Annotated in this window: 19 protein-coding genes and 1 pseudogene; 13 read left to right on the forward strand and 7 right to left on the reverse strand. The window is 72.3% G+C overall.

The features are described 5' to 3' along the window. Positions 1 to 13: 13 nt before the first annotated feature. Entirely contained in the window at positions 14 to 991 is a 978-nt protein-coding gene (locus ACNYS0_RS10765) for a GlxA family transcriptional regulator (protein ID WP_422472714.1), read from the reverse strand. 70 nt (positions 992 to 1,061) lie between these two features. Between ACNYS0_RS10765 and ACNYS0_RS10770 the strand changes: the two genes are divergently transcribed. Further along, positions 1,062 to 2,039, forward strand: coding sequence for an NADP-dependent oxidoreductase (locus tag ACNYS0_RS10770; protein WP_422472716.1), 978 nt, complete (start codon positions 1,062 to 1,064; stop codon positions 2,037 to 2,039). A 28-nt stretch (positions 2,040 to 2,067) separates the two neighbouring features. Next, on the forward strand, positions 2,068 to 2,967 hold the full coding sequence (gene mmuM, locus ACNYS0_RS10775; RefSeq protein ID WP_422472718.1) for a homocysteine S-methyltransferase: 900 nt from the start codon (positions 2,068 to 2,070) through the stop codon (positions 2,965 to 2,967). Between the two features lie 68 nt (positions 2,968 to 3,035). Here mmuM and ACNYS0_RS10780 read toward each other — a convergent pair whose 3' ends face one another. Then, on the reverse strand, positions 3,036 to 3,689 hold the full coding sequence (locus tag ACNYS0_RS10780) for a DUF4389 domain-containing protein (protein WP_422472719.1): 654 nt from the start codon (positions 3,687 to 3,689) through the stop codon (positions 3,036 to 3,038). A gap of 98 nt (positions 3,690 to 3,787) precedes the next feature. On the opposite strand from ACNYS0_RS10780, the pseudogene ACNYS0_RS10785 reads away from it, so the two are divergent. Next, positions 3,788 to 4,166: pseudogene (locus tag ACNYS0_RS10785) on the forward strand (VOC family protein). Here ACNYS0_RS10785 and ACNYS0_RS10790 read toward each other — a convergent pair. Both ACNYS0_RS10790 and ACNYS0_RS10795 read right to left on the reverse strand, forming a co-directional pair. Then, positions 4,159 to 4,863, reverse strand: a complete 705-nt coding sequence (locus ACNYS0_RS10790; protein ID WP_422472721.1) for a helix-turn-helix domain-containing protein — start codon at positions 4,861 to 4,863, stop codon at positions 4,159 to 4,161. The pseudogene ACNYS0_RS10785 and the gene ACNYS0_RS10790 sit on opposite strands and share 8 nt — an antisense overlap. Continuing rightward, entirely contained in the window at positions 4,860 to 5,792 is a 933-nt protein-coding gene (locus ACNYS0_RS10795) for an AraC family transcriptional regulator (RefSeq protein ID WP_422472723.1), read from the reverse strand. The genes ACNYS0_RS10790 and ACNYS0_RS10795 overlap by 4 nt, the downstream gene beginning before the upstream one ends. Positions 5,793 to 5,882: 90 nt before the next feature. On the opposite strand from ACNYS0_RS10795, the gene ACNYS0_RS10800 reads away from it, so the two are divergent. Then, positions 5,883 to 6,728 (forward strand): NAD(P)H-binding protein, encoded by an 846-nt coding sequence (locus ACNYS0_RS10800; protein ID WP_422472725.1) that lies wholly within the window; start codon positions 5,883 to 5,885, stop codon positions 6,726 to 6,728. Between the two features lie 30 nt (positions 6,729 to 6,758). Here the strand turns inward: ACNYS0_RS10800 and ACNYS0_RS10805 are convergent, their stop codons facing one another. Next, the gene (locus ACNYS0_RS10805; protein WP_422472727.1) at positions 6,759 to 7,916 is read right to left on the reverse strand and encodes a YihY/virulence factor BrkB family protein; all 1,158 of its coding nucleotides are present in this window, start codon (positions 7,914 to 7,916) and stop codon (positions 6,759 to 6,761) included. A gap of 90 nt (positions 7,917 to 8,006) precedes the next feature. On the opposite strand from ACNYS0_RS10805, the gene ACNYS0_RS10810 reads away from it, so the two are divergent. Together ACNYS0_RS10810 and ACNYS0_RS10815 are read left to right on the forward strand one after the other, a co-directional pair. Beyond that, positions 8,007 to 9,641, forward strand: a complete 1,635-nt coding sequence (locus ACNYS0_RS10810) for an acyl-CoA dehydrogenase family protein (RefSeq protein ID WP_422472729.1) — start codon at positions 8,007 to 8,009, stop codon at positions 9,639 to 9,641. Positions 9,642 to 9,899: 258 nt separating this feature from the next. After that, entirely contained in the window at positions 9,900 to 11,186 is a 1,287-nt protein-coding gene (locus tag ACNYS0_RS10815; protein ID WP_422472731.1) for a helix-turn-helix domain-containing protein, read from the forward strand. Between the two features lie 76 nt (positions 11,187 to 11,262). Here ACNYS0_RS10815 and ACNYS0_RS10820 read toward each other — a convergent pair whose 3' ends face one another. Then, a complete protein-coding gene (locus tag ACNYS0_RS10820) occupies positions 11,263 to 11,988 on the reverse strand; it encodes a triose-phosphate isomerase (protein WP_422472733.1) in 726 nt (241 codons plus the stop codon). 199 nt (positions 11,989 to 12,187) lie between these two features. Between ACNYS0_RS10820 and ACNYS0_RS10825 the strand changes: the two genes are divergently transcribed. The 3 genes from ACNYS0_RS10825 to ACNYS0_RS10835 all read left to right on the forward strand — a co-directional run bounded on the left by ACNYS0_RS10825 (position 12,188) and on the right by ACNYS0_RS10835 (position 15,492). Continuing rightward, a complete protein-coding gene (locus tag ACNYS0_RS10825; protein ID WP_422472735.1) occupies positions 12,188 to 12,730 on the forward strand; it encodes a DUF1266 domain-containing protein in 543 nt (180 codons plus the stop codon). A gap of 49 nt (positions 12,731 to 12,779) precedes the next feature. Next, positions 12,780 to 13,268, forward strand: a complete 489-nt coding sequence (locus ACNYS0_RS10830; protein WP_422472737.1) for a MarR family winged helix-turn-helix transcriptional regulator — start codon at positions 12,780 to 12,782, stop codon at positions 13,266 to 13,268. A 136-nt stretch (positions 13,269 to 13,404) separates the two neighbouring features. After that, positions 13,405 to 15,492: an MMPL family transporter gene (locus ACNYS0_RS10835; RefSeq protein ID WP_422472739.1), complete on the forward strand. Its 2,088-nt coding sequence runs from the start codon at positions 13,405 to 13,407 to the stop codon at positions 15,490 to 15,492. 24 nt (positions 15,493 to 15,516) lie between these two features. On the opposite strand, the gene ACNYS0_RS10840 is transcribed toward ACNYS0_RS10835, so the two are convergent. Then, positions 15,517 to 16,548, reverse strand: a complete 1,032-nt coding sequence (locus tag ACNYS0_RS10840) for a M4 family metallopeptidase (protein ID WP_422472741.1) — start codon at positions 16,546 to 16,548, stop codon at positions 15,517 to 15,519. 127 nt (positions 16,549 to 16,675) lie between these two features. Between ACNYS0_RS10840 and ACNYS0_RS10845 the strand changes: the two genes are divergently transcribed. The 4 genes from ACNYS0_RS10845 (at position 16,676) to ACNYS0_RS10860 (ending at position 20,166) form a co-directional block, all read left to right on the forward strand. Continuing rightward, positions 16,676 to 17,263 carry a GNAT family N-acetyltransferase gene (locus tag ACNYS0_RS10845; protein ID WP_422472743.1) on the forward strand — a complete coding sequence of 196 codons (588 nt, stop codon included), beginning with the start codon at positions 16,676 to 16,678 and terminating at the stop codon, positions 17,261 to 17,263. Positions 17,264 to 17,553: 290 nt separating this feature from the next. Beyond that, positions 17,554 to 19,251 (forward strand): nitrite/sulfite reductase, encoded by a 1,698-nt coding sequence (locus ACNYS0_RS10850; RefSeq protein ID WP_422472745.1) that lies wholly within the window; start codon positions 17,554 to 17,556, stop codon positions 19,249 to 19,251. A 28-nt stretch (positions 19,252 to 19,279) separates the two neighbouring features. After that, positions 19,280 to 19,459 (forward strand): hypothetical protein, encoded by a 180-nt coding sequence (locus ACNYS0_RS10855; RefSeq protein WP_351331691.1) that lies wholly within the window; start codon positions 19,280 to 19,282, stop codon positions 19,457 to 19,459. Next, entirely contained in the window at positions 19,456 to 20,166 is a 711-nt protein-coding gene (locus ACNYS0_RS10860; RefSeq protein WP_422472747.1) for a phosphoadenylyl-sulfate reductase, read from the forward strand. The genes ACNYS0_RS10855 and ACNYS0_RS10860 overlap by 4 nt, the downstream gene beginning before the upstream one ends. Positions 20,167 to 20,174 lie beyond the last annotated feature (8 nt).

Genomic DNA, 20,174 nt, shown 5'->3' on the forward strand with positions numbered 1-20,174 from the left:
CACAGTCCCTCTCTCACACCGCGCCCACCGGACCCGCCCGGAACGTGCGGCGGTACGCCTGCGGGGTGACCCCGATCGTGGCGTGCAGGTGCTGGCGCAGGGACGTGCCGGTGGCGAAGCCGACTTCCGCCGCGATGCGGTCGACCGGGAGGTCCGTCGACTCCAAGAGATGGCGGGCGCGGTGCACGCGTTGCAGGATCAGCCAGCGGCCGGGGCTCGTGCCCGTCTCCTCCTGGAAGCGGCGGGCGAAGGTGCGCGGGCTCATCCGGGCGTGCGCGGCCCACTCCCGCAAGCCGAGCGGCCGGTCGAGGCGCTCCAGGGCCCAGGCGCGGGCGGGCGCGGTGCCGCTGTCACCCTCCTCGGGGACGGGCTGCTCGATGTACTGGGCCTGGCCGCCCTCGCGCCACGGCGGGACGACGCAGCACTTGGCCACGTAGTTGGCCAGGGCGCTGCCGTGGTCGGAGCGCACCAGGTGCAGGCAGACGTCGAGTCCCGAGGCCGCGCCCGCGGACGTCAGTACGTCGCCGTCCTCGACGAACAGCACGTCCGGGTCGAGGGCGACGTGCGGGAACATCCGGCGGAAGCGGTCCGCGAGCGCCCAGTGCGTGGTGGCGCGCCGGCCGTCGAGCATCCCGGCCTCGGCGAGCGCGAACGCTCCCGTGCAGATGGAGACGGTGCGGGCGCCGGGCCTGATCCGGGCGAGCGCGGCCCGTTCCTCGGCGGGCTGCGGCTCGGCGATGCGCGCCATGTCGTACGGCGGGACGATCACGGTGTCCGCGCTCTCCAGCGCCTCCGGGCCGTGCGCGACGGTGATCGTGAAGTCGGCGTCCGTGCGTACGGTGCGGGCCGAGGTCGCGGCGCAGGTCAGCACCTCGTAGGCGGCGCCGGCCGAGCCGAAGACCCGCTTCGGGATGCCGAGCTCGAAGGGGTAGACCCCGTCGAGCGCGAGCACGACCACGCGGTGGGGCGAGCTTTCGGAGGTTCCACTCATGGCACGATCCTATCGCTGAATGACCATCTTGCCATTGTCGCTGCCGGTCCCGTGGGCGCAGGCTGGTCCCATGAGCGACAACGACACCACCGTGACCACCTCCGCGACCGCCACCATGAAGGCCATCGGCCAGGACACCCTCGGGGCTTCCGAGGTGCTCCATGAGATCGACGTTCCTCGGCCGAAGCCGGGCATCGGGCAGATCGTGGTCGCCGTGCACGCCGCGGGCCTCAACCCGACCGACTACAAGCACCGCGCGTTCGGCATGTTCCTCGGCGAGCCGCCGTTCGTACTCGGCTGGGACGTGTCCGGGGTCGTCGAGGCCGTGGGGCTCGGCGTCTCACTGTTCCAGCCGGGCGACGAGGTGTTCGGCATGCTGCCCTACCCGTACGGGGCCGGTTCGCACGCCGAGTACGTGGCCGGGCCCGCCCGCGCCTTCGTGCCGAAGCCCGCGGGGCTGAGTCACGTCGAGGCGGGCGCGCTGCCGCTCGTCGGGCTCACCGCCTGGCAGGCCCTCGTCGATGTCGCGCAAGTGCAGCCGGGCCAGCGGGTGTTGGTGCAGGCCGCGGCCGGCGGCGTCGGGCATGTGGCCGTACAGATCGCGAAGGCGCGCGGCGCGTACGTCATCGGGACCGCGTCGGCCGCCAAGCACGAGTTCGTCCGGGGCCTGGGCGCCGACGAGGTCATCGACTACCGCACCGCCGACTTCGCGGCCGAGACCGGTGACCTGGACGTCGTCCTCGACACCCTCGGCGGCGCGGACCGGCTGCGCTCCCTGGACGTCCTGAGGCCGGGCGGCATCCTCGTCTCGCTGCTGCCGGTCGACTTCGATGAAGTCACCGCGCGTGCGCGCGAGTTGGGCGTACGAGCCACCGCCATGCTCGTCGAGCACGACCAGGCGGGGATGCGGGCGGTCACCGACCTCGTCACGTCCGGGAAGCTCGCGGTGCACGTGGCGGACACCTACCCGCTGGCCGAGGCCGCCAAGGCGCACGCGGAGGGCGACACGGGGCGGGTGACGGGCAAGCTCGTGCTCACGGTGCGGTAGGCGGCCGGTCCCGGATAGCGTCACCACCATGACCAGCGATTCCTTCACCGGCGCCGTCGCCTCCGGCGCGCTCGTCCTCGACGGCGGCCTGTCCAACCAACTGGAGGCCGCCGGGCACGATCTGAGCGACGAGCTGTGGTCGGCGCGGCTGCTCGCCGAGGAGCCGGAGGCGATCGTCGCGGCGCACCGGGCGTACTACGAGGCGGGCGCGGACGTCGCCATCACGGCCAGTTATCAGGCGACCTTCGAGGGGTTCGCGCGGCGCGGCATCGGGCGCGGGAGGGCCGGTGAACTCATCGCCTCCAGTGTCGGGTTGGCGCGCGAGGCGGCCACCGGTTTCGACCGGCCCCTGTGGGTGGCCGCGTCCGCCGGGCCGTACGGGGCGATGCTCGCCGACGGGTCCGAGTACCGGGGGCGGTACGGGCTGAGCGAGGAGGAGTTGTACGCGTTCCACCGGCCGCGCCTCGAAGTGCTCGCCGGGGCGGGGCCCGACGCGTTCGCCCTGGAAACCGTGCCCGACGCGGACGAGGCGCGGGCGCTGGTGCGGGCGGTGCGGGGGCTCGGGGTGCCGGCCTGGCTCTCGTACAGCGTGGACGGGGTCCTCACGCGCGCCGGGCAGCCGCTGGAGGAGGCGTTCGCGGTGGCGGCGGACGCCGAGGAGGTCGTCGCGGTCGGCGTCAACTGCTGCGCCCCGGGGGACGTGGCGGGCGCCGTGCGGATCGCCGCGCGGGTCACGGGCAAGCCCGTCGTCGTCTACCCCAACAGCGGCGAGGAGTGGGACGCCGAGGCGCGCGCCTGGGCGGGCCGTGCCACGTTCGCGCCGGACCAGGTGGCCGCGTGGCGGGACGCCGGGGCCCGGCTCATCGGCGGCTGCTGCCGGGTCGGGCCGGAGGCGGTGGCGGGAATCGCCGAGGCGCTGAGTCACTAGGCCCGGTGTGCCGTCCCGTGGATCGCCCCGGCAGGTGGGTCCGGAAGGCCGGGTCGCATGCCCGCAGGTCAGTAGGGCTCGCGCTCGCCCTGGTCGAGGCGGAACGGCGGGTACGTGTCCGTCATCAGCCCCCCGTACGCCGCCACGCGCGCCGCCCAGCGGTGCAGGCCGATGTTGAGGTCGTACATGCCGCGCGGGTACGTACCGGTGAAGAGGACGGCGACGGCCGCGTAGAACGTGAGCACGCCCGCGACGCCGCCCGCCGTGCTGGAGCCGCCCACGAGCAGCGAGACGAGCAGCCACTGGGGCAGCACGAGCAGCCACCACTTGACCAGCACCAGGCCGCGCGAGAGGTGCTCGGGGTAGGCGACGTCGAGGCGGGCCGGGTAGTCGGGGGCCGGGCCGAGCGTGAACGGCGGGTAGCGGTCGGTGCCGAGGGCGCCGTACGAGTAGTAGCCGACGCGCCAGGTCCAGCGCATCACGCCGACGTTGAAGTCGAAGAGGAGGCGCGGGTAGCGGGTCGTGAACAGGATCGCGAACAGGGCGACGAGGGTGGTGAGGGCGGAGCCCACGAAGAGGAACGCCAGGACGAGGTAGTGCGGCAGCGCGAGCAGCCACTTCACCAGCCACAGCCACCGGGAGACGGCCGGGTCGTAATCGGCTTCCAGGGTGACGGGGCTCGCGGGCCGCGCGGTCGCTACGGGAGTCTCGTTATAGGCCATATGCCTCGTGTACGGCGGTTTCGGGACGTGCACAAGGAGAGGCGCGGTGTCCGTTTCGTACAAGACGGGTCACGGTCGCGCTTCCTACGGTGGGCCCCATGAACGAGACCCGTATCCGTATGGACGCCATCGGCGTCGCCACCACCGACCTGTCCGCCTCGCTCGCCTTCTACCGCCGCCTCGGCCTCACGTTTCCCGAGGGCGCCGAGCAACTTCCGCACGTGGAGGCGGAGTTGGCGGGCGGCATCCGACTGATGTTCGATCCGGCCCCCGACGCCGAGGAGCGCGGCAGGGGCCGTATCGGGCTCGCGTTCCACTGCGGGGAGGCCGCGGGGGTCGATGCCGCGTACGAGGAGCTGACCGGGGCGGGGGCACCGCGGCGAGGCCAAGCCGTGGGACGCGCCGTGGGGGCAGCGGTACGCCGTCGTGCTCGATCCCGACGGGAATCAGGTGGACCTGTTCGCGCCTCTCACCTGAGCAGCAGCCGTCCGAGTGTCGTACCCGTCAACTCCCTTACGTCGCGGGAGAGATGGGCCTGGTCCGTGTAGCCCGCGCGGGCCGCGGCCTCGGCGAACGGGACGTCCGCGCGCGCCAGCGTCAGGGCCCGTTGCAGCCGCAGGACGCGGGCGAGGGTCTTGGGGCCGTAGCCGAACGCGGCCAGCGAGCGGCGGTGCAGGGTGCGGGCGCCGAGGCCCGTCTCGTCGGCGACCTCGGTGACGGTGCGGCCCGCGCCGAGCGCCCGTGCCACGTGGGTGAGCAGCGGGTCGGGCGGGCCCGCGGTGTCGGCGAGGCGGGCCGCCAGGGCCTCCAGTTCGGCCGCCGGGTCGGCGGCCGCGTCCAGGCGCTCGGTCAGCCGCCGGGCGTCGGCGCCGCGCCAAAGGTCCGCCAACTCGGCCCGGGTGTCCCGCAGTTCGTGTGCCGGTACGCCCAGGTAGCCGGGCGCCGTGCCGGGGGCGAAGCGGATGCCCGCGTAGTGGCGTCCCTCGCCGGGGCCCGTGGGGTGGGCGCGGGTGTCGGGTCCCGCGACGAAGAGCCGGCCCTCGCTCCAGATCAGGTCCATGCAGCCGTCGGGCAGGACCGGGGAGGCCGCTCGCCCGTCACGCGCCACCGTCCGGGTCCACACGGTCGCCCCGGGCACCCGCGATGCCGCCCGCTCCGCGTAGCTCCCGGTCATGTCCGGTACTCCTGCGGGCTCACCCCGTACTCCCGCTTGAACGCGGTGGACAGGGCGAACGCGCTGCCGTACCCGACGCGCCGGGCGATCGCCGCGACCGTCGCCTCCCCCTCGCGCAGCAGGTCCGCGGCGAGCGCGAGGCGCCAGCCGGTCAGGTACGTCATCGGGGGCTCGCCCACGAGTTCCGTGAAGCGGCGGGCGAGCGCGGCCCGCGAGACCCCGGAGCGTTCGGCGAGCCCGACGACCGTCCAGGCGTGGGCGGGATCGTCCTGGATGAGGCGCAGCGCGCGGCCCACGACCGGGTCCCCCATGGCCCGGTACCAGGCGGGCGCGTCGGCCTCCGGGCGGGAGAACCAGGCGCGCAGGGAGGTGATCAGCAGCAGGTCGAGGAGGCGGTCGAGGACGACGTCCTGGCCGGGCCCGTCCTTCCCGAGCTCCTCCGCGAGCAGCGGGGTGAGCGGGCAGTGCCACACCTCGGTGGGCAGCACGAGCAGCGCCGGAAGCGCGTCGAGAAGGCGTGCCGTCAGCTCGCCGCGCAGCTGGTAGGTGCCGATGAGCATCTTCGCCGGGGCGTCGGGGGACTCGCCCCACTCCCGTACGCCGAGGTCCTTGTAGCGGCCGATGTGCGCGGGGCCCAGCGGGCGGCACACCTGGCCGGGGCCGATCTCGGCACGGGGTGCGGTGGCCGGGTCGTCGCAGCAGACGTACGCGTCCGGGCCGCGGGCGATGGCGATGTCGCCGGGGCGGATGTGCCGGGGCTTGCCGTCCTCGCCGTCGGGCAGGATCCACGCCTCGCCCTCCACCATGATCATCACGGAGAGCGGTGCCTCGTCGGCGATCCGCACGGCCCACGGCGGCTCGAAGCAGGCCCGGATCATGAAGGCCCCGCGCGCCCTCGGCCCTTCGAGGAGCCCTGCGAGTACGTCCATGGGGGCAGCGTAGAGGCAGCTGGACGGGCGCGTATGGCGGTGAGCGGCTCGACGATGTCGGTGGCAGGCGCGCGGCGGTTGAGTGGAGGCATGACACAGACGGAGCGGAACACACGGACGGTACTGGTGACCGGGGCCACCGGTCGTACGGGGCGCAGGGTCGCCGACGCGGCGCGGGCCGCCGGGCTGAGCGTGCGGGCGGCCTCCCGGTCGGGCGCGGTGCGGTTCGACTGGGAGCAGCCCGGGACCTGGGACGAGGCGCTGCGCGGCGCCGACGGGGCGTATCTGGCCTTCCCCACGGACATCGGGGCGCCGGACGCCGCGGACCTGGTGGGTGCGCTGGCACGGCGGGCCGTGGAACTCGGGGTGCGACGCCTTGTGCTGCTGTCGGCGCGCGGCGAGGACCAGGCGCTGCCCGCCGAGCGGGCGCTGCGGGAGTCGGGGGCCGAGTGGACGGTGCTGCGGTGCGCGTGGTTCCAGCAGAACCTCAGCGAGGGCCCGCTCGCGGACCAGGTGCGCGGCGGGGAACTGGCGTTCGCGGCACCGCAGGACCTGCGCGAACCGTTCATCGACGTGACGGACATCGCGGAGGTCGCGGTGGCGGTGCTCGCCGAGCCGTCGGGGCGGTACGCGGGCGAGGTCCTGGATCTCACCGGGCCCGCGCTGCTCACGTGGGGCGAGGCGCTCGCGGCCGTCGCCGCGGCCACCGGGACCGAGAAGCGCTATGTGCCGGTGCCGGTGCGGGAGTACGGGGCCGCGCTGGCCGGGTTCGGGGTGCCCCAGGAGGAAGTGGCGTTCCTGGTGGAGCTGTTCGCGACGCTGCTCGACGGGCGGAACGCCTCGGTCACCGGTGACGTGGAGCGGGTGCTCGGGCGCGGGCCGCGCGCGTTCGGGGAGTTCGCGGAGCGGGAGGCGGCGGCCGGCGCCTGGAAGTAGCCGGGGCCGACCGGGGCCGACGGGCCCCGGTCAGTCCTCCTCGTCCCCCGGGCCTTCACCGTTCTTGCGGACGTGCGTGCGCAGGCGGGACGTGACGTCCTCCGGGGGCAGGAACTTCGACCAGCGCTCGGGAAACTCGGAGGGCATGCCCGGGTCGTCGCCGTCCTCCAGGTCCTCGTCGTCGTCCGGGAGGTCGAGGGCGGCCGCCCGCGCCACCTGCTCGGCGGCCGCCGCCGTGCGCAGCCGCTCGTTCGCGGCGCGCGCCGCGGCCGTCGCGACCGAGGGCCACACCCGGTCGATCGCCGCGTTCACGGCGGCGCCGACGAGCACCGCGAACGCCGAGACACCGATCCACAGCAGCACGGCGACCGGCGCGGCGAGGGAGCCGTAGATGGTCGGCCCCTCGATGGTGTTGGTGAGGTAGAGGCGCAGCAGGAAGCTGCCGGGGATCCACATCGCGAGCGACACGAGGGCGCCCGGCACGTCCTCGATCCACGGCGAACGCACCGGCACGGACACGTGGTACAGCGTCGTCAGGAACGCGATGGACAGGACGAGGACCACGGGCCAGTAGAAGATCTGGACGAGGGACTGCGACCAGGGCACCAGGCCGATCACCGCGTCCGGGCCCGCGATCATCAGCGGCAGCGCTATCGCACCGACGACAAGACCCACCAGGAAGAGCAGGAAGGCGAGCAGCCGCGTCTTCACGATGCCGCGCACGCCGTCGAGTCCGTACATCACGGTCACCGTGTCCACGAACGTCGACACCGCGCGCGAGCCCGACCAGAGCGAGAGCAGGAAGCCGATGGAGATGACGTCGGGCCTGCCGCCCTTGATGACGTCGTCCAGGATCGGCTGCGCGATCTCCTTGACGCCCTGGTCGGTGAGGACCGTGCGGGAGGCCTCCAGGATGTTGTCGCGGACACCCGCGATGGTGTCGGCGCCGGTCCAGGTGTCGACGTACGCGAGCAGTCCCACCAGGGACAGCAGCAGCGGCGGGACCGACAGGAGCGTGAAGAACGCCGCCTCGGCCGCGAGGCCCAGGATGCGGTACTCCATGCACGAGTTGACGGTGTCCTTCAGGAGCAGCCAGGCCGTCTTCCGTTTCGAGACGTTGTGATAGAGGACACGCGCCCGGTGGAGACGTCCGGACGGCGGTTCGGGGGATTCACTTGCTGGCTGCACACCTCAACGGTATCCGTCGGGAGGGACGGCGTCCGACGTCAGGCCCGGCCTGTGGTGGGGTTTGCGGTGGCGCGGGTAGGTTCGACAGACATGGCAGGCAGCACGCATACCGTCACCAACCAGGTCCCCCCGCTCGTCGGGTACGACGTCTTCTCCGCGGACGTCGCCCTGACGCGGGGTCTGAAGCGGCATCTGGACCCGGCACTTCTGGACGAGACCCTCGCGGACCTCTCACTTCTCGGTCGCACCGCCGGCTCCGCGCAGGCCCAGGAGTGGGGCAGGCTCGCGAACGAGAACCCGCCACGCCTTCGCACCCACGACCGTTACGGCCACCGGATCGACGAGGTGGAGTTCCATCCGGCCTGGCACCGGCTGCTCGGCAAGGGTGTGTCGGCGGGGCTCACATCGGCGTGGACGCGGCCGGGCGGTCATCTTCGGCGCGCCGCGGCGTTCCTGGTGTGGTCCCAGGTGGAGGCGGGGCACCTGTGCCCGCTCTCGATGACGCACGCGGCGGTGCCCGCACTGCGCGCGGAGCCGGAACTCGCCGCCGTGTGGGAGCCCCTGCTGACCTCCGCGGTCTACGACTCCGGGATGCGCCCCGCGGGGCAGAAGGCCGGCGCGCTCTTCGGCATGGCGATGACGGAGAAGCAGGGCGGCAGCGATGTACGGGCCAATACGACACGTGCGGTACCGCTGTCCGAGGCGGGGACGTACGCGCTCACCGGTCACAAGTGGTTCTGCAGCGCGCCGATGTCGGACGGGTTCCTGGTCCTCGCACAGACGGACGATGGCCTCACGTGCTTCCTCGTCCCCCGCGTCCTGGACGACGGCACCCGCAACCCGTTCGCCCTCCAGCGCCTGAAGGACAAACTGGGCAACCGGTCCAACGCCTCGGCGGAGGTCGAGTTCGACGGCACGTGGGCGCGCCGGGTCGGCGAGGAGGGCCGCGGGGTGCGCACGATCATCGAGATGGTGGCGGCGACCCGGCTCGACTGCGTGCTCGGGTCCGCGGCCCTGATGCGGCAGGCGGTGGCGCAGGCGACCCACCACTGCGCGTACCGCGAGGCGTTCGGCGCGAAGCTGCTCGACCAGCCGCTGATGAGCAACGTCCTGGCGGACCTGGCCCTGGAGTCGGAGGCCGCGACGACGCTCGCGCTGCGGCTCGCGGCGGCGTACGAGGACGGGGGCGAGCAGGAGCGGGCCTTCCTGCGGGTCGCGGTGCCCGCGGCCAAGTACTGGGTGACGAAGCGCTGTACGCCGCTGGTGGCGGAGGCCCTCGAATGCCTCGGCGGCAACGGGTACGTGGAGGAGTCCGGCATGCCGCGGCTGCTGCGCGAGTCGCCGCTGAACTCGATCTGGGAGGGCGCGGGCAACGTGCAGGCCCTGGATGTCCTGCGGGCGTTGCAGCGGGAGCCGCGGGCGCTCAATGCGTTCCTGGTCGAGGTAGGCAAGGCGCGCGGCGCCGATCACCGGCTCGACGCGGCGGTGAAGGACCTGCTGACCGAACTCGGCGACCTGGACGGCATCGAGGCGCGGGCGCGGCGGCTCGCGGAGCGGATCGCGCTGGTTCTCCAGGGTTCGCTGCTCGCGCGGTTCGGTCCTGACGACGTGTCGGACGCGTTCTGCGCGGCGCGGTTCGGAGGCGATCGGGGCGCGGGCTTCGGGACGCTGCCGCACACGCTGGACCTGGCGGCGCTGGCGGAACGGGCGCGTCCGCAGCTCTGAACTCGCGGACACCGGCCGGGTTCCGGTCGCTTCCGGAACTGACGCGGGGATGGTGCTGCGCCGACACGGCACCATCCCCGCTCATCAGGCCCCTAGAGGAGCTTGAACGCCGTCGCGACGGCGTTGCTCTCAGTTTCAAACGCCGCACGCGTGTTCACCAGGGTTGCAGGGGGTTGCAACGTTCCTCGGGAAGACCCCCCCTTGCCGGGCTCTCAGGTGCAGGATGGGCACAACTGCCCACAACCGAGGATCCGCCGCATGAACAAGGACTCGACGATCGACATCGCGCGGCTGGCCGCCATGGACGTGAAGCGCTCGTCCCGGCTGCTCAAGGGGGTGCGCGAGGCGACCCTCGCGGGGCTGCCGCCGCGCGTGCGACCACGCCCGGTGATCGACGACTCCTGGCGGCGGATGCTGCTGGGCGGCGTCGACCCCGATCACGACGTCCGCTCCGGGATGCTGACCGCGGAGGAGCTGGAAGAGAAGCGCCAGGCCTCGCCGCTGTTGCCGCTCCTGCCGATGCTGCGCGAGGCGCTGGTAACGGTCGCGGACGCGACGCAGCACATCATGGTGATCAGCGACGCGGACGGTCGCATCCTGTGGCGCGAGGGGCATCACGGCGTGCTGCGCATGGCCGACAGGCTCGGTCTGGAACTGGGCACGCACTACGCGGAGGACGTCGTCGGCACGAACGGCATAGGCACTCCGCTGGTGACCCGTCGCCCCGTACAGGTCTTCTCCGCCGAGCACTTCGTGCAGTCGCTGCATCCGTGGATGTGTACGGGCGCCCCGGTGAAGGACCCGCGCGACGGGCGGCTGCTCGGTGTCGTGGACATCAGCGGCCCGCTGGACACGATGCATCCGGCAACGTTGCCGTGGGTGCACTCGGTCGCCCAGCTCGCCGAGGCACGGCTGCGCGAACAGTGGCAGGCGGGCCTGGAGCGGTTGCGTTCGGTCGCCGCGCCGGTGCTTGCCAGGCTGACCGGCCGGGCCCTTGCGGTCGACCGGTTCGGCTGGACCGCGGCGGTCACCGGGATGCCGCCGGTGGACCGGATCGCCCTGCCCAAAGCGCTGGCGGAAGGCTGTTGTTGGGTGCCGTCCCTGGGCTCGTGCCGAGTGATGGCGCTGGCCGGCGGCTGGCTCCTGATGGTGGACGAGGAACCGCAGCCATTGGACGCCACCCGAATAGCGCTCGACGTGAGCCGCCCGCGCCGCTGGTCCCTCGAGGTGTCCGGGGAGGCGGCGACCTGGACCCATGAACTGAGCCCGCGGCACGCCGAGTTGCTCTACATCCTGGCGCTGCACCCGGCGGGCCGCAGCGCCTCCGAACTGGCCGAGGACCTGTTCGGCGACCGGGCGCGCACGGTGACGGTGCGGGCCGAGATGTCCCGCGTCCGCCGCTACCTCGGCGCCCTCCTCGCGCACCGCCCCTACCGCTTCGCGGACGACGCGGAGGTGGGCGTGGTGCTGCCGGAGGATCCGCGGGGCCTGCTTCCGCATTCGGTGGCGCCCGCGGTGGTGGCGGCGCGGGTGGCCGGGGCGTGAGTTCCGCGGCGTGAGTTCCGGCGTGAGTTCCGCGGCGGACTGTGACGCCTAACGACGCAGGAAGCGTCGTCAGACGTCACAGTCCCAGCGCGACCAACTTCAAAAACGCGTCCACATCCCAGGCGGCACGCCCCACGAACAGCCCCTGCACCCCCGGAAGTTCAAGCAGCCACGGCGCGTTCCTCAGGTCGACCGATCCCCCGTACAGCACGGCGCGCACCGGGAGTTCGGCGAGGGCCGCGAGGGCGGGGGCGATCTCCTCGGGGCGGGGCGGTCGGCCGTGGGCGCCGATCGCCCACACCGGCTCGTAGGCGAGCAGCACCGCGCCCGGGTCCGACTGGCCTTCGAGCGCCGCCTCGGCCTGGGCGCGGACGACGTCGGCGCCGCGCCCCGCGTCCCTGGCCGCCGCGGACTCGCCGACGCAGACCAGCGGCGTGAGTCCGTGGCGCAGGGCCGCCGCCGTCTTGAGGCGGACCGTGTCGTCGGTCTCGGCGAAGTGGGCGCGCCGCTCCGAGTGCCCGATCTCGACGAGCCGGGCACCCGCGTCGGCGGCCTGCGGCACGGAGATCTCGCCGGTCCAGGCGCCCTCGTCGTCCCAGTGGGCGTTCTGCACGCCGGTGAGCACGGGCGAGCCGGGGCCGAGGGTGTCGGCGACGACGGAGACGGCGGTCGCCGAGGGGATCAGGAAGGGCTGCACGCCGTCGATGCCGTCGCCGACCGCTGCCCGTACGCGCGCCGCGTACGTCGCGGCCTCGGAACGGGTCTTGGTCATCTTGAAGCTGGTCCCGATCCAGCGGCTCACGCGCTGTCCTCCTGCTCGTACGTGGTGATGGCGGCGACCTTCGCGGCGCGCCCCTTGCCGCACCGGGCCTTGCCCACCCGGGGAGGGCTTGAATTGCGTGTACACGCCTTCGGTACAGTCCGCGCCCATGGTGTTCACACTCATCAAGCCGAGGACACGGCGCATATATCGGACGCCCCTCACGCCGCACCAGCTCTGGATGGTGTCGCTGAGCGCGCCCGTGCGGCCGGGGAAGGGCGAGTCCCGCGGCACGCTCCATCCGTTCACCCGGGTCGACGAGGAGAAGGCGCGGCGCCGGCTGGCCGAGCAGTGGGAGACCGGGACCCGGGACGAGTTGATCGGGCGGCTCGGTGCGCTGGCGCGGGCGGGGTTCCGGGAGCAGGCCCGGGCCCGGCTCGGCGTCGAGCCGCTGGCCTGGGACATCGCGCTGTACGCGGACATGGCGCGGTGCGGCTTCGCCGCGGGACTGCTCACCGAGGCGGACACCTGGAACCTGCTGAAGAACGTGGTGCCGCGGGTGGCGGGCACGTACGACACCTGGCAGGAGTACGGCGAGCACTACCTCCTCGGTCTCTCGGTGTGGCGCGAGGGGGCCCGGGGCACGTCCTCCGAGGCCCTGCTTCCCGCGCAGGACGTCGCCGACGCGCATGTGAAGTCCCTGCTCGACCCGGGAAACCGCAAGAGCCCGTGGCGCCGGGCGCCGCTGGACGTCATCCGCCGCCCGGACCTGCGGCCCGAGTAAGCTGGCGCACCCTCGTACAGGTTCAAGTGGAAGAGAAGTCGTGGTGGGCGTGGGTGGACAGACCGGGGAGACCGACGAAGGGGCCGCGTCCGCGTCGTCGGACCTGCGGCGCCTCGCGGTGGAGCTGCGCCGCCTCAACGGGGAGCTGACCCGCGTCGTGCACGGCTTCGCCTCCGGCCAGGACCTGCACCCCACGGACGTACAGGCGCTCGCCGTCGTCCTGGACTCCACGGAACCCGTCACCCCCAGCGTGCTGCGCCGCCGCCTCGGCCTGACGTCGGGCGCGGTGAGCGCCTGCGTGGACCGACTCGAACGCGCCGGGCATCTGCGGCGGGTGCGGGAGAGCGCGGACCGGCGGGTGGTGCACCTCCAGTACGTGCCGGGGGCGCAGGCGCGGGCGCGCAAGTACTTCGGGCCGCTCGCGGAGGCCGCCGACCAGGTGCGCGGCGACTTCAGCGCGACGGAACTGGACGTCGTCGTGCGGTTCCTCGGTTCGCTCAACCAGCAGCTCGCCGCGGTGGAGAGCCCCCGCACATAAGCCCCCTCCCACCCCGAGTCGGCTGCATCCACCGGGGCGGGTGCGTCCGAAGGAACGACGTATGCCACCATCCGTTTAGCTCAATCATTGAGATACTTTCTGATTGAGCTTTCCGGCCGCCTTCCTTGGGAGAACCATGCCCCGCACCCACCGACGCGCCCGCTGGCTCGTGCCGATCGTCCTGCTGTTCGGCTGGCTCGCCGTCGGCGGCACGCTCGGCCCCTACGCCGGGAAGCTCGGCGAGGTCGCCACCAACGACCAGGCCGCCTTTCTGCCGCAGGGCGCCGAGTCCACCCGCGTGATCGACGCGCAGCGCGCCTTCAGCGAGGACGAGACGCTCCCCGTGGTGGTCGTGTGGACCGCCGCCGACGGGGACGGCCCCATAGCCGACGGCCAACGGACCGCCGCCACCCGTGCGCTGGCCTCCCTGAAGGGCGAGCCCGGCGTGGTCGGGCAGGCCTCGCCGGCCCTGCCGTCGGACGATCGCGAGGCCCTTCAGGGGGTCGTCCAGCTACGGCCCGATCTGGGGGACGAACTCGCGCCGACGCTCCAGAGGATCGAGTCCGCGGCGTCCGGGGTGCCGGGCACGACGGTCGCCCTCGCGGGACCGGCCGCCAGCCAGGCCGATCTGTCCGACGCCTTCGCCGGGATCGACGGGCTGCTGCTCTCGGTCGCCCTGCTGGCGGTCCTGGTGATCCTGATCCTGGTCTACCGCAGCGTGCTGCTGCCCTTCGTGATCATCTTCGGCGCGGTGTTCGCGCTCGGCGCCGCCTGCGCCGTCGTCTACGTCCTCGCCGACCACGATGTCGTCCGCGTCGACGGACAGGTGCAGGGCATCCTGTCGATCCTCGTCATCGGCGCCGCGACCGACTACGCGCTGCTGCTCACGGCCCGCTACCGCGAGGAACTCGCCACGGGCGCCGAGCGGTTCACCGCGATGCGGGCCGCGCTGCGCCGCTCGACGGGGGCGATCGTGGCCAGCGCCGCGACCGTCGCCCTCGGCCTGCTCGCGCTGCTGCTGAGCGACCTCACGAACAACCGCGCGCTCGGCCCCGTCGGCGCCATCGGCATCGCCTGCGCCGTCCTGAGCACCCTCACGTTCCTGCCCGCCGCCCTGGTGCTCCTCGGCGGCGCCGCGTACTGGCCCGCGAAGGTGCGGGCCGATGACGGTTCCGGGGCCGGGCACGGCCTGTGGCGGCGCGTCGCGCGCGCCGTGGAGCGGGCGCCGCGCAAGATCTGGGCGGTCTCCCTCGCCGGGCTGCTGGTGTGCGCGGCCTTCGCGCCCACCCTCGACTCCAAGGGCGTGCCGCTCGACGAGATCTTCGTCAACGACGCCCCCTCGGTCGCCGCGCAGGCCACCCTGGCCGAGCACTTCCCGGGCGGCTCCGGCAATCCGGCCGTGGTGATCGCGGACGCCGGCCACGCGGACGAGGTCGTCTCGCGGTCCGAGAAGGCCGACGGCGTCGCGAGCGCGGCGGTCCTGAGCGAGCGGGGCCGTCCCGGCGGCGGTTCGCCCCGCGTGGTGGACGGCAAGGTCCGCGTCGACGTCACACTGAAGGACCCGGCCGACAGCGACGCCGCCAAGGAGGCGGTCGCCGGGCTGCGCACGACGCTGCACTCCATCGACGGCGCGGACGCCCTCGTCGGCGGCTACACCGCGCAGCAGTACGACACCCAGCAGACCGCCGAACGCGACCGCATGCTGATCGTTCCCGTGGTCCTCGCCATCATCCTGGTGATCCTTGTCGGGCTCCTTCGGTCCCTCATGATGCCGCTGCTGCTGGTGGCGACGGTGGCGCTCAACTTCGTCGCCACGCTGGGCATTTCGTCGCTCGTCTTTGAGCACGTGTTCGGCTTCGGCGGCACCGACGCGTCCGTGCCGCTGTACGGGTTCGTGTTCCTGGTCGCGCTCGGCGTGGACTACAACATCTTCCTGATGTCGAGGGCCCGCGAGGAGTCCCTGGAGCACGGGGCCAGGGACGGGATCCTGCGGGCGCTCGTCGCGACGGGCGGCGTGATCACGTCGGCCGGTGTCGTGCTCGCCGCGACGTTCGCCGCGCTCGGCGTGATCCCGCTCGCGTTCCTGGTGCAGATCGCGTTCATCGTGGCCTTCGGTGTCCTGCTTGACACCCTGGTCGTGCGCTCGCTCCTGGTCCCCGCGCTGGTCCGGGACATCGGCCCGAAGTCGTGGTGGCCGGGACGCCTCAGCCGCGGCCGCGACTGAGACACCCGACCATGTGCGCGAGGTCTAGACGCCCGGGATCCCCCGGTCGGCGAAGGCCTTGCGCACCGCCGTCTCCGCCCCCGCCCCGTACATCTGCCGCGCCGTCGCGACCGTCGTCCTCGCCGCCGCCGAGAAGTCGGTGTCGGGGGCGAAGCCGAACTGGGCGTTCACGATGATCCGGTCGGCCGTGCGGGCGCCGAGGGCGCGGCGGATGTCGTACAGGGCGCGCGACCAGATCTCGCCGTCGGCGTGCACCTCCCCGACCCGGTCCGCGTACGTCTTGTCGGTGTCGACGCGGCGCAGGCAGTGCGGGGCCGAGGAGGTGTACGAGACGGAGTCCCAGTCGGCGACGCACGCCAGGTCCGTCTTCATCGGCCAGCCGTACCGGGCGTCCGCCGCGGCGCCGACCTCCACGGCCAGATAGTCGCCGAACGCCTCACCGATCGAGCCGGCCTCCAACGAGGTGCCGAATCCGGGCACTTGGGCGTTGTGCACGGCGTGCCCGTACTCGTGGACGACGACCTCGGCGTCCTCCGCGTCGTCGACACCGCCCTTGCCGAACCGGATCTCGGCCTTCTTGTCGGTGAAGAAGGAGTTGTCGGCGCCCCACTGGTTGATGCGGACGGGCTGGGCGCGGTCATTGGCGCCACGCAGTTCGGTGCCGAAGCCGAGGGACTGGAGGTACTCCTGCGCCTCGTTGACCCAGAAATAGGCCATCACCTGCTCGAACTGGTCGTCGTGGCGGGTGTACGTCCCGGCGTCCGCGACCTTGGCGGCGGCGCCGGTCTCGGATCTCACGTAGGCCCACTTGCCGGACAGGCCGCCGCTGCCGTCGAGGTTGCGCAGCGCGGCGGTGGCGTACTGGGCGCTCGGGACGGCCGTCGCGGAGTCCTTGGCGTCGGTGAGGGACTGGTCGCCGGACGACTGGACCGGGTTGACCATGAAGACCCGGGCCTGCGCCGATCCGGGCGCGGCGAGAGCGGGTGCGGCGAGCGTGGCGAGGGCGACGGTGAGGGTGGCCGCGGCGAGGGCACCACGGGTGAAGCGACGTGACATCGGTACAACCTCCGGTAGGGCTGATACGGATGGCGCAGAGGGGGGTGGCGCTGTTGCGCGCTGCGGGATCTTCCCGCATTGCGGGCAGCCTTGGCCATAGCCCGTCGGGCGTGATCCGATGAGCCGCATGAGCAGCAGCAACACCATCACCGTCACCACGTGGTCGCTGGAGCAGACCGCGCCCTCCGACCTTCGCCCCGCGGTCCCGCCGGAGGGCGACGACGTGCGGATCGTGCGCTCCGAGGTCCCCTCCCCGGAGTTCAGCCGCTTCCTGTACGCGTCCGTGGGCAGCGACATCCGCTGGCTCGACCGGCTCGGCTGGACCTACGCGCAGTGGCAGGAGCAGCTGTCGCGTCCGGGCGGCGAGACGTGGGTCGCGTACGAGAAGGGCACGCCCGCCGGGTACGTGGAGCTGGACGCGCAGGACGACGGTGCGGTGGAGATCGTCTACTTCGGCCTGATCCCGGCGTTCCGGGGGCGGCGGATCGGCGGGCACCTGCTGTCGTACGCGGTCGCGCGCGCGTGGGACCTGGCGGAGCGGTGGCCCGACCGGGAGCCGACGAAGCGGGTGTGGCTGCACACGTGCAGCAAGGACGGCGAGCACGCGATGGCCAACTACGAGCGGCGCGGCTTCAAGCTGTTCCACACGGCGACCGACGAGGAGCAGGACCTTCCGACCGCGGGGCCGTGGCCCGGGGCCTTCCCCGCAGTGTGACCGAGACCACGATTGTCCGCGATGTGGGACGATGGCGTCCACATCGCGGATAATGGTGGACCGGGCCCAAAGTCCCGTGACACGCTTTCGTCATGTCTACAGCTGGAACCGCCTTGGTGAGTCGACGCCACGTCGACTTCGGCCGCATGTCCAGCGCCATCTGTCCGGCGCGCTGATCTCTCCAGCACCGCCGATCTCTCGTCACATCTGATCCCCTGCGCACCGCCGCGCCCTTTGCGCGAAGTGCGCTGGTCAGACCCGCCTTAAGCCTGCCTGAAGGACACACATCCATGGCTGCCACCCCGGATACGCCTACCCCCGTCACGCCCCGCCGCAAGGTGAGCCGTCACCGTGGCGAGGGCCAGTGGGCCGTGGGCCACTTCACTCCGCTCAACGGCAACGAGCAGTTCAAGAAGGACGACGACGGTCTCAATGTACGGACACGTATTGAGACGATCTACTCCAAGCGCGGTTTCGACTCCATCGACCCCCAGGACCTGCGCGGACGCATGCGCTGGTGGGGGCTCTACACCCAGCGCAAGCCCGGCATCGACGGCGGCAAGACGGCCGTCCTGGAGCCGGAGGAGCTGGACGACGAGTACTTCATGCTGCGCGTGCGCGTGGACGGCGGCCGCCTGACCGTTCCGCAGCTGCGGGCGATCGGCGAGGTCTCGGAGCAGTACGCGCGGGGCACCGCCGACATCACCGACCGGCAGAACATCCAGCTGCACTGGATCCGCATCGAGGATGTCCCCGCGATCTGGGACAAGCTGGAGGCCGTGGGCCTGTCCACGACCGAGGCCTGCGGCGACTGCCCCCGAGTGATCATCGGCTCCCCCGTGGCCGGGATCGCCGCCGACGAGATCATCGACGGCACGCCCGCCGTGGACGAGATCCACGACCGCTACATCGGCAACAAGGAATTCTCCAACCTGCCGCGCAAGTTCAAGACCGCGATCTCGGGCTCCCCTGTCCAGGATGTGGTCCACGAGATCAACGACGTGGCGTTCGTCGGTGTCGAGCACCCGGAGCACGGCCCCGGCTTCGACCTCTGGGTCGGCGGCGGCCTGTCCACCAACCCCAAGCTCGCGCAGCGTCTCGGCGCCTGGGTGCCGCTGGACGAGGTCGCCGACGTCTGGGCCGGTGTGGTCGGCATCTTCCGCGACTACGGCTACCGCCGCCTGCGCACCCGCGCCCGCCTGAAGTTCCTGATGGCCGACTGGGGTCCGGAGAAGTTCCGCCAGATCCTGGAGGACGAGTACCTGGAGCGGAAGCTGGTGGACGGGCCCGCCCCCGCGGAGCCCTCGCAGAAGTGGCGCGACCACATCGGCGTCCACCAGCAGAAGGACGGCCGTTTCTACGTCGGGTTCGCGCCGCGCGTCGGCCGGGTGGACGGCACCACGCTCACCAAGATCGCCGAACTGGCCGGTGCGCACGGCTCGGACCGGCTGCGGACCACCGTCGAGCAGAAGATGATCATCCTCGATGTCGCCGAGGACCAGATCGACTCGCTCGTCGCGGGCCTTGAGGCGCTGGACTTCCAGGTCAAGCCCTCGCCGTTCCGCCGCGGCACGATGGCCTGCACCGGCATCGAGTTCTGCAAGCTCGCGATCGTCGAGACCAAGGCCCGCGGCTCGGAGCTGATCGACGAGCTGGAGAAGCGCCTCCCGGAGTTCGACGAGCCGCTGACCATCAACCTCAACGGCTGCCCGAACGCCTGCGCCCGTATCCAGGTCGCGGACATCGGTCTCAAGGGCCAGCTCGTCCTCGACAAGGACGGCAACCAGGTCGAGGGCTACCAGGTGCACCTCGGCGGCGCGCTCGGCCTTGAGGCCGGGTTCGGCCGCAAGGTGCGAGGCCTGAAGGTCACGTCGGCCGAACTGCCGGACTACATCGAGCGCGTCCTCAAGAACTACGAGGCCGAGCGCGAGGACGGAGAGCGGTTCGCGACCTGGGCCGCGCGTGCATCCGCGGAGGCCCTTTCGTGAGCGCGGCGAGCGAATCAAAGGACACAGCATGAGCGAGCGCGCGGCCCCGTTCTTCTGCCCCTACTGCGGCGACGAGGATCTTCGCCCCGGCGAAGAAGGTCACGGCGCCTGGGAATGCGCGGCCTGCAATCGAGCCTTCACGTTGAAGTTCCGCGGGCTGCTCGCCCGCGGGGTTCAGCGCAACGACGGTGGAGGGGAACAGATATGACGACAGCTCAGGCCCCCACGGACACGGATGAGTTGAAGGCGCTAGCCGAGCAGGCCGGGCGCGACCTGGAGGACGCGTCCCCGCTGGAGATCCTCCAGTGGGCGACGGAGACCTTCGGGAAGAAGTTCTGCGTGACCTCGTCCATGGAGGACGCGGTCGTCGCCCACCTCGCCTCCCGCGCGATGCCCGGCGTGGACGTCGTCTTCCTCGACACCGGCTACCACTTCGAGGAGACGATCGGCACGCGGGACGCCGTCGAGGCCGTGATGGACGTCAACGTCATCACGCTCACGCCCCGGCAGACGGTCGCCGAGCAGGACGCCGAGTTCGGCCCGAGGCTGCACGACCGCGACCCCGACCTGTGCTGCGCGATGCGCAAGGTGAAGCCCCTGGAAGAGGGCCTCGCCGGCTACACCGCGTGGGCCACGGGACTGCGCCGCGACGAGTCCCCGACCCGCGCGGGCACCCCGGTCGTCGGCTGGGACGAGAAGCGGCAGAAGGTCAAGGTCTCGCCGATCGCCCGCTGGACGCAGGACGATGTCGACGCCTACGTCGCCGAGCACGGCGTGCTCACGAACCCGCTCCTGATGGACGGCTACGGCTCCGTGGGCTGCGCCCCCTGCACCCGCCGCCTCCTCGAGGGCGAGGACGCGCGCGCCGGACGGTGGGCAGGCCGGGCCAAGACCGAGTGCGGACTGCACGGCTGACCGGGCCT

Origin of the sequence: Streptomyces anthophorae (assembly GCF_049310305.1) — a bacterium.
Classification (GTDB): Bacteria; Actinomycetota; Actinomycetes; order Streptomycetales; family Streptomycetaceae; genus Streptomyces.

Excerpts from the sequence above, each read along its gene's own strand:
- ACNYS0_RS10765 (WP_422472714.1), bottom strand. The coding sequence starts at position 991 with ATGAGTGGAACCTCCGAAAGCTCGCCCCACCGCGTGGTCGTGCTCGCG.
- ACNYS0_RS10770 (WP_422472716.1), top strand. The coding sequence starts at position 1,062 with ATGAGCGACAACGACACCACCGTGACCACCTCCGCGACCGCCACCATG.
- mmuM (WP_422472718.1), top strand. The coding sequence starts at position 2,068 with ATGACCAGCGATTCCTTCACCGGCGCCGTCGCCTCCGGCGCGCTCGTC.
- ACNYS0_RS10780 (WP_422472719.1), bottom strand. The coding sequence starts at position 3,689 with ATGGCCTATAACGAGACTCCCGTAGCGACCGCGCGGCCCGCGAGCCCC.
- ACNYS0_RS10790 (WP_422472721.1), bottom strand. The coding sequence starts at position 4,863 with ATGACCGGGAGCTACGCGGAGCGGGCGGCATCGCGGGTGCCCGGGGCG.
- ACNYS0_RS10795 (WP_422472723.1), bottom strand. The coding sequence starts at position 5,792 with ATGGACGTACTCGCAGGGCTCCTCGAAGGGCCGAGGGCGCGCGGGGCC.
- ACNYS0_RS10800 (WP_422472725.1), top strand. The coding sequence starts at position 5,883 with ATGACACAGACGGAGCGGAACACACGGACGGTACTGGTGACCGGGGCC.
- ACNYS0_RS10810 (WP_422472729.1), top strand. The coding sequence starts at position 8,007 with ATGGCAGGCAGCACGCATACCGTCACCAACCAGGTCCCCCCGCTCGTC.
- ACNYS0_RS10815 (WP_422472731.1), top strand. The coding sequence starts at position 9,900 with ATGAACAAGGACTCGACGATCGACATCGCGCGGCTGGCCGCCATGGAC.
- ACNYS0_RS10825 (WP_422472735.1), top strand. The coding sequence starts at position 12,188 with ATGGTGTCGCTGAGCGCGCCCGTGCGGCCGGGGAAGGGCGAGTCCCGC.
- ACNYS0_RS10835 (WP_422472739.1), top strand. The coding sequence starts at position 13,405 with ATGCCCCGCACCCACCGACGCGCCCGCTGGCTCGTGCCGATCGTCCTG.
- ACNYS0_RS10840 (WP_422472741.1), bottom strand. The coding sequence starts at position 16,548 with ATGTCACGTCGCTTCACCCGTGGTGCCCTCGCCGCGGCCACCCTCACC.
- ACNYS0_RS10845 (WP_422472743.1), top strand. The coding sequence starts at position 16,676 with ATGAGCAGCAGCAACACCATCACCGTCACCACGTGGTCGCTGGAGCAG.
- ACNYS0_RS10850 (WP_422472745.1), top strand. The coding sequence starts at position 17,554 with ATGGCTGCCACCCCGGATACGCCTACCCCCGTCACGCCCCGCCGCAAG.
- ACNYS0_RS10855 (WP_351331691.1), top strand. The coding sequence starts at position 19,280 with ATGAGCGAGCGCGCGGCCCCGTTCTTCTGCCCCTACTGCGGCGACGAG.
- ACNYS0_RS10860 (WP_422472747.1), top strand. The coding sequence starts at position 19,456 with ATGACGACAGCTCAGGCCCCCACGGACACGGATGAGTTGAAGGCGCTA.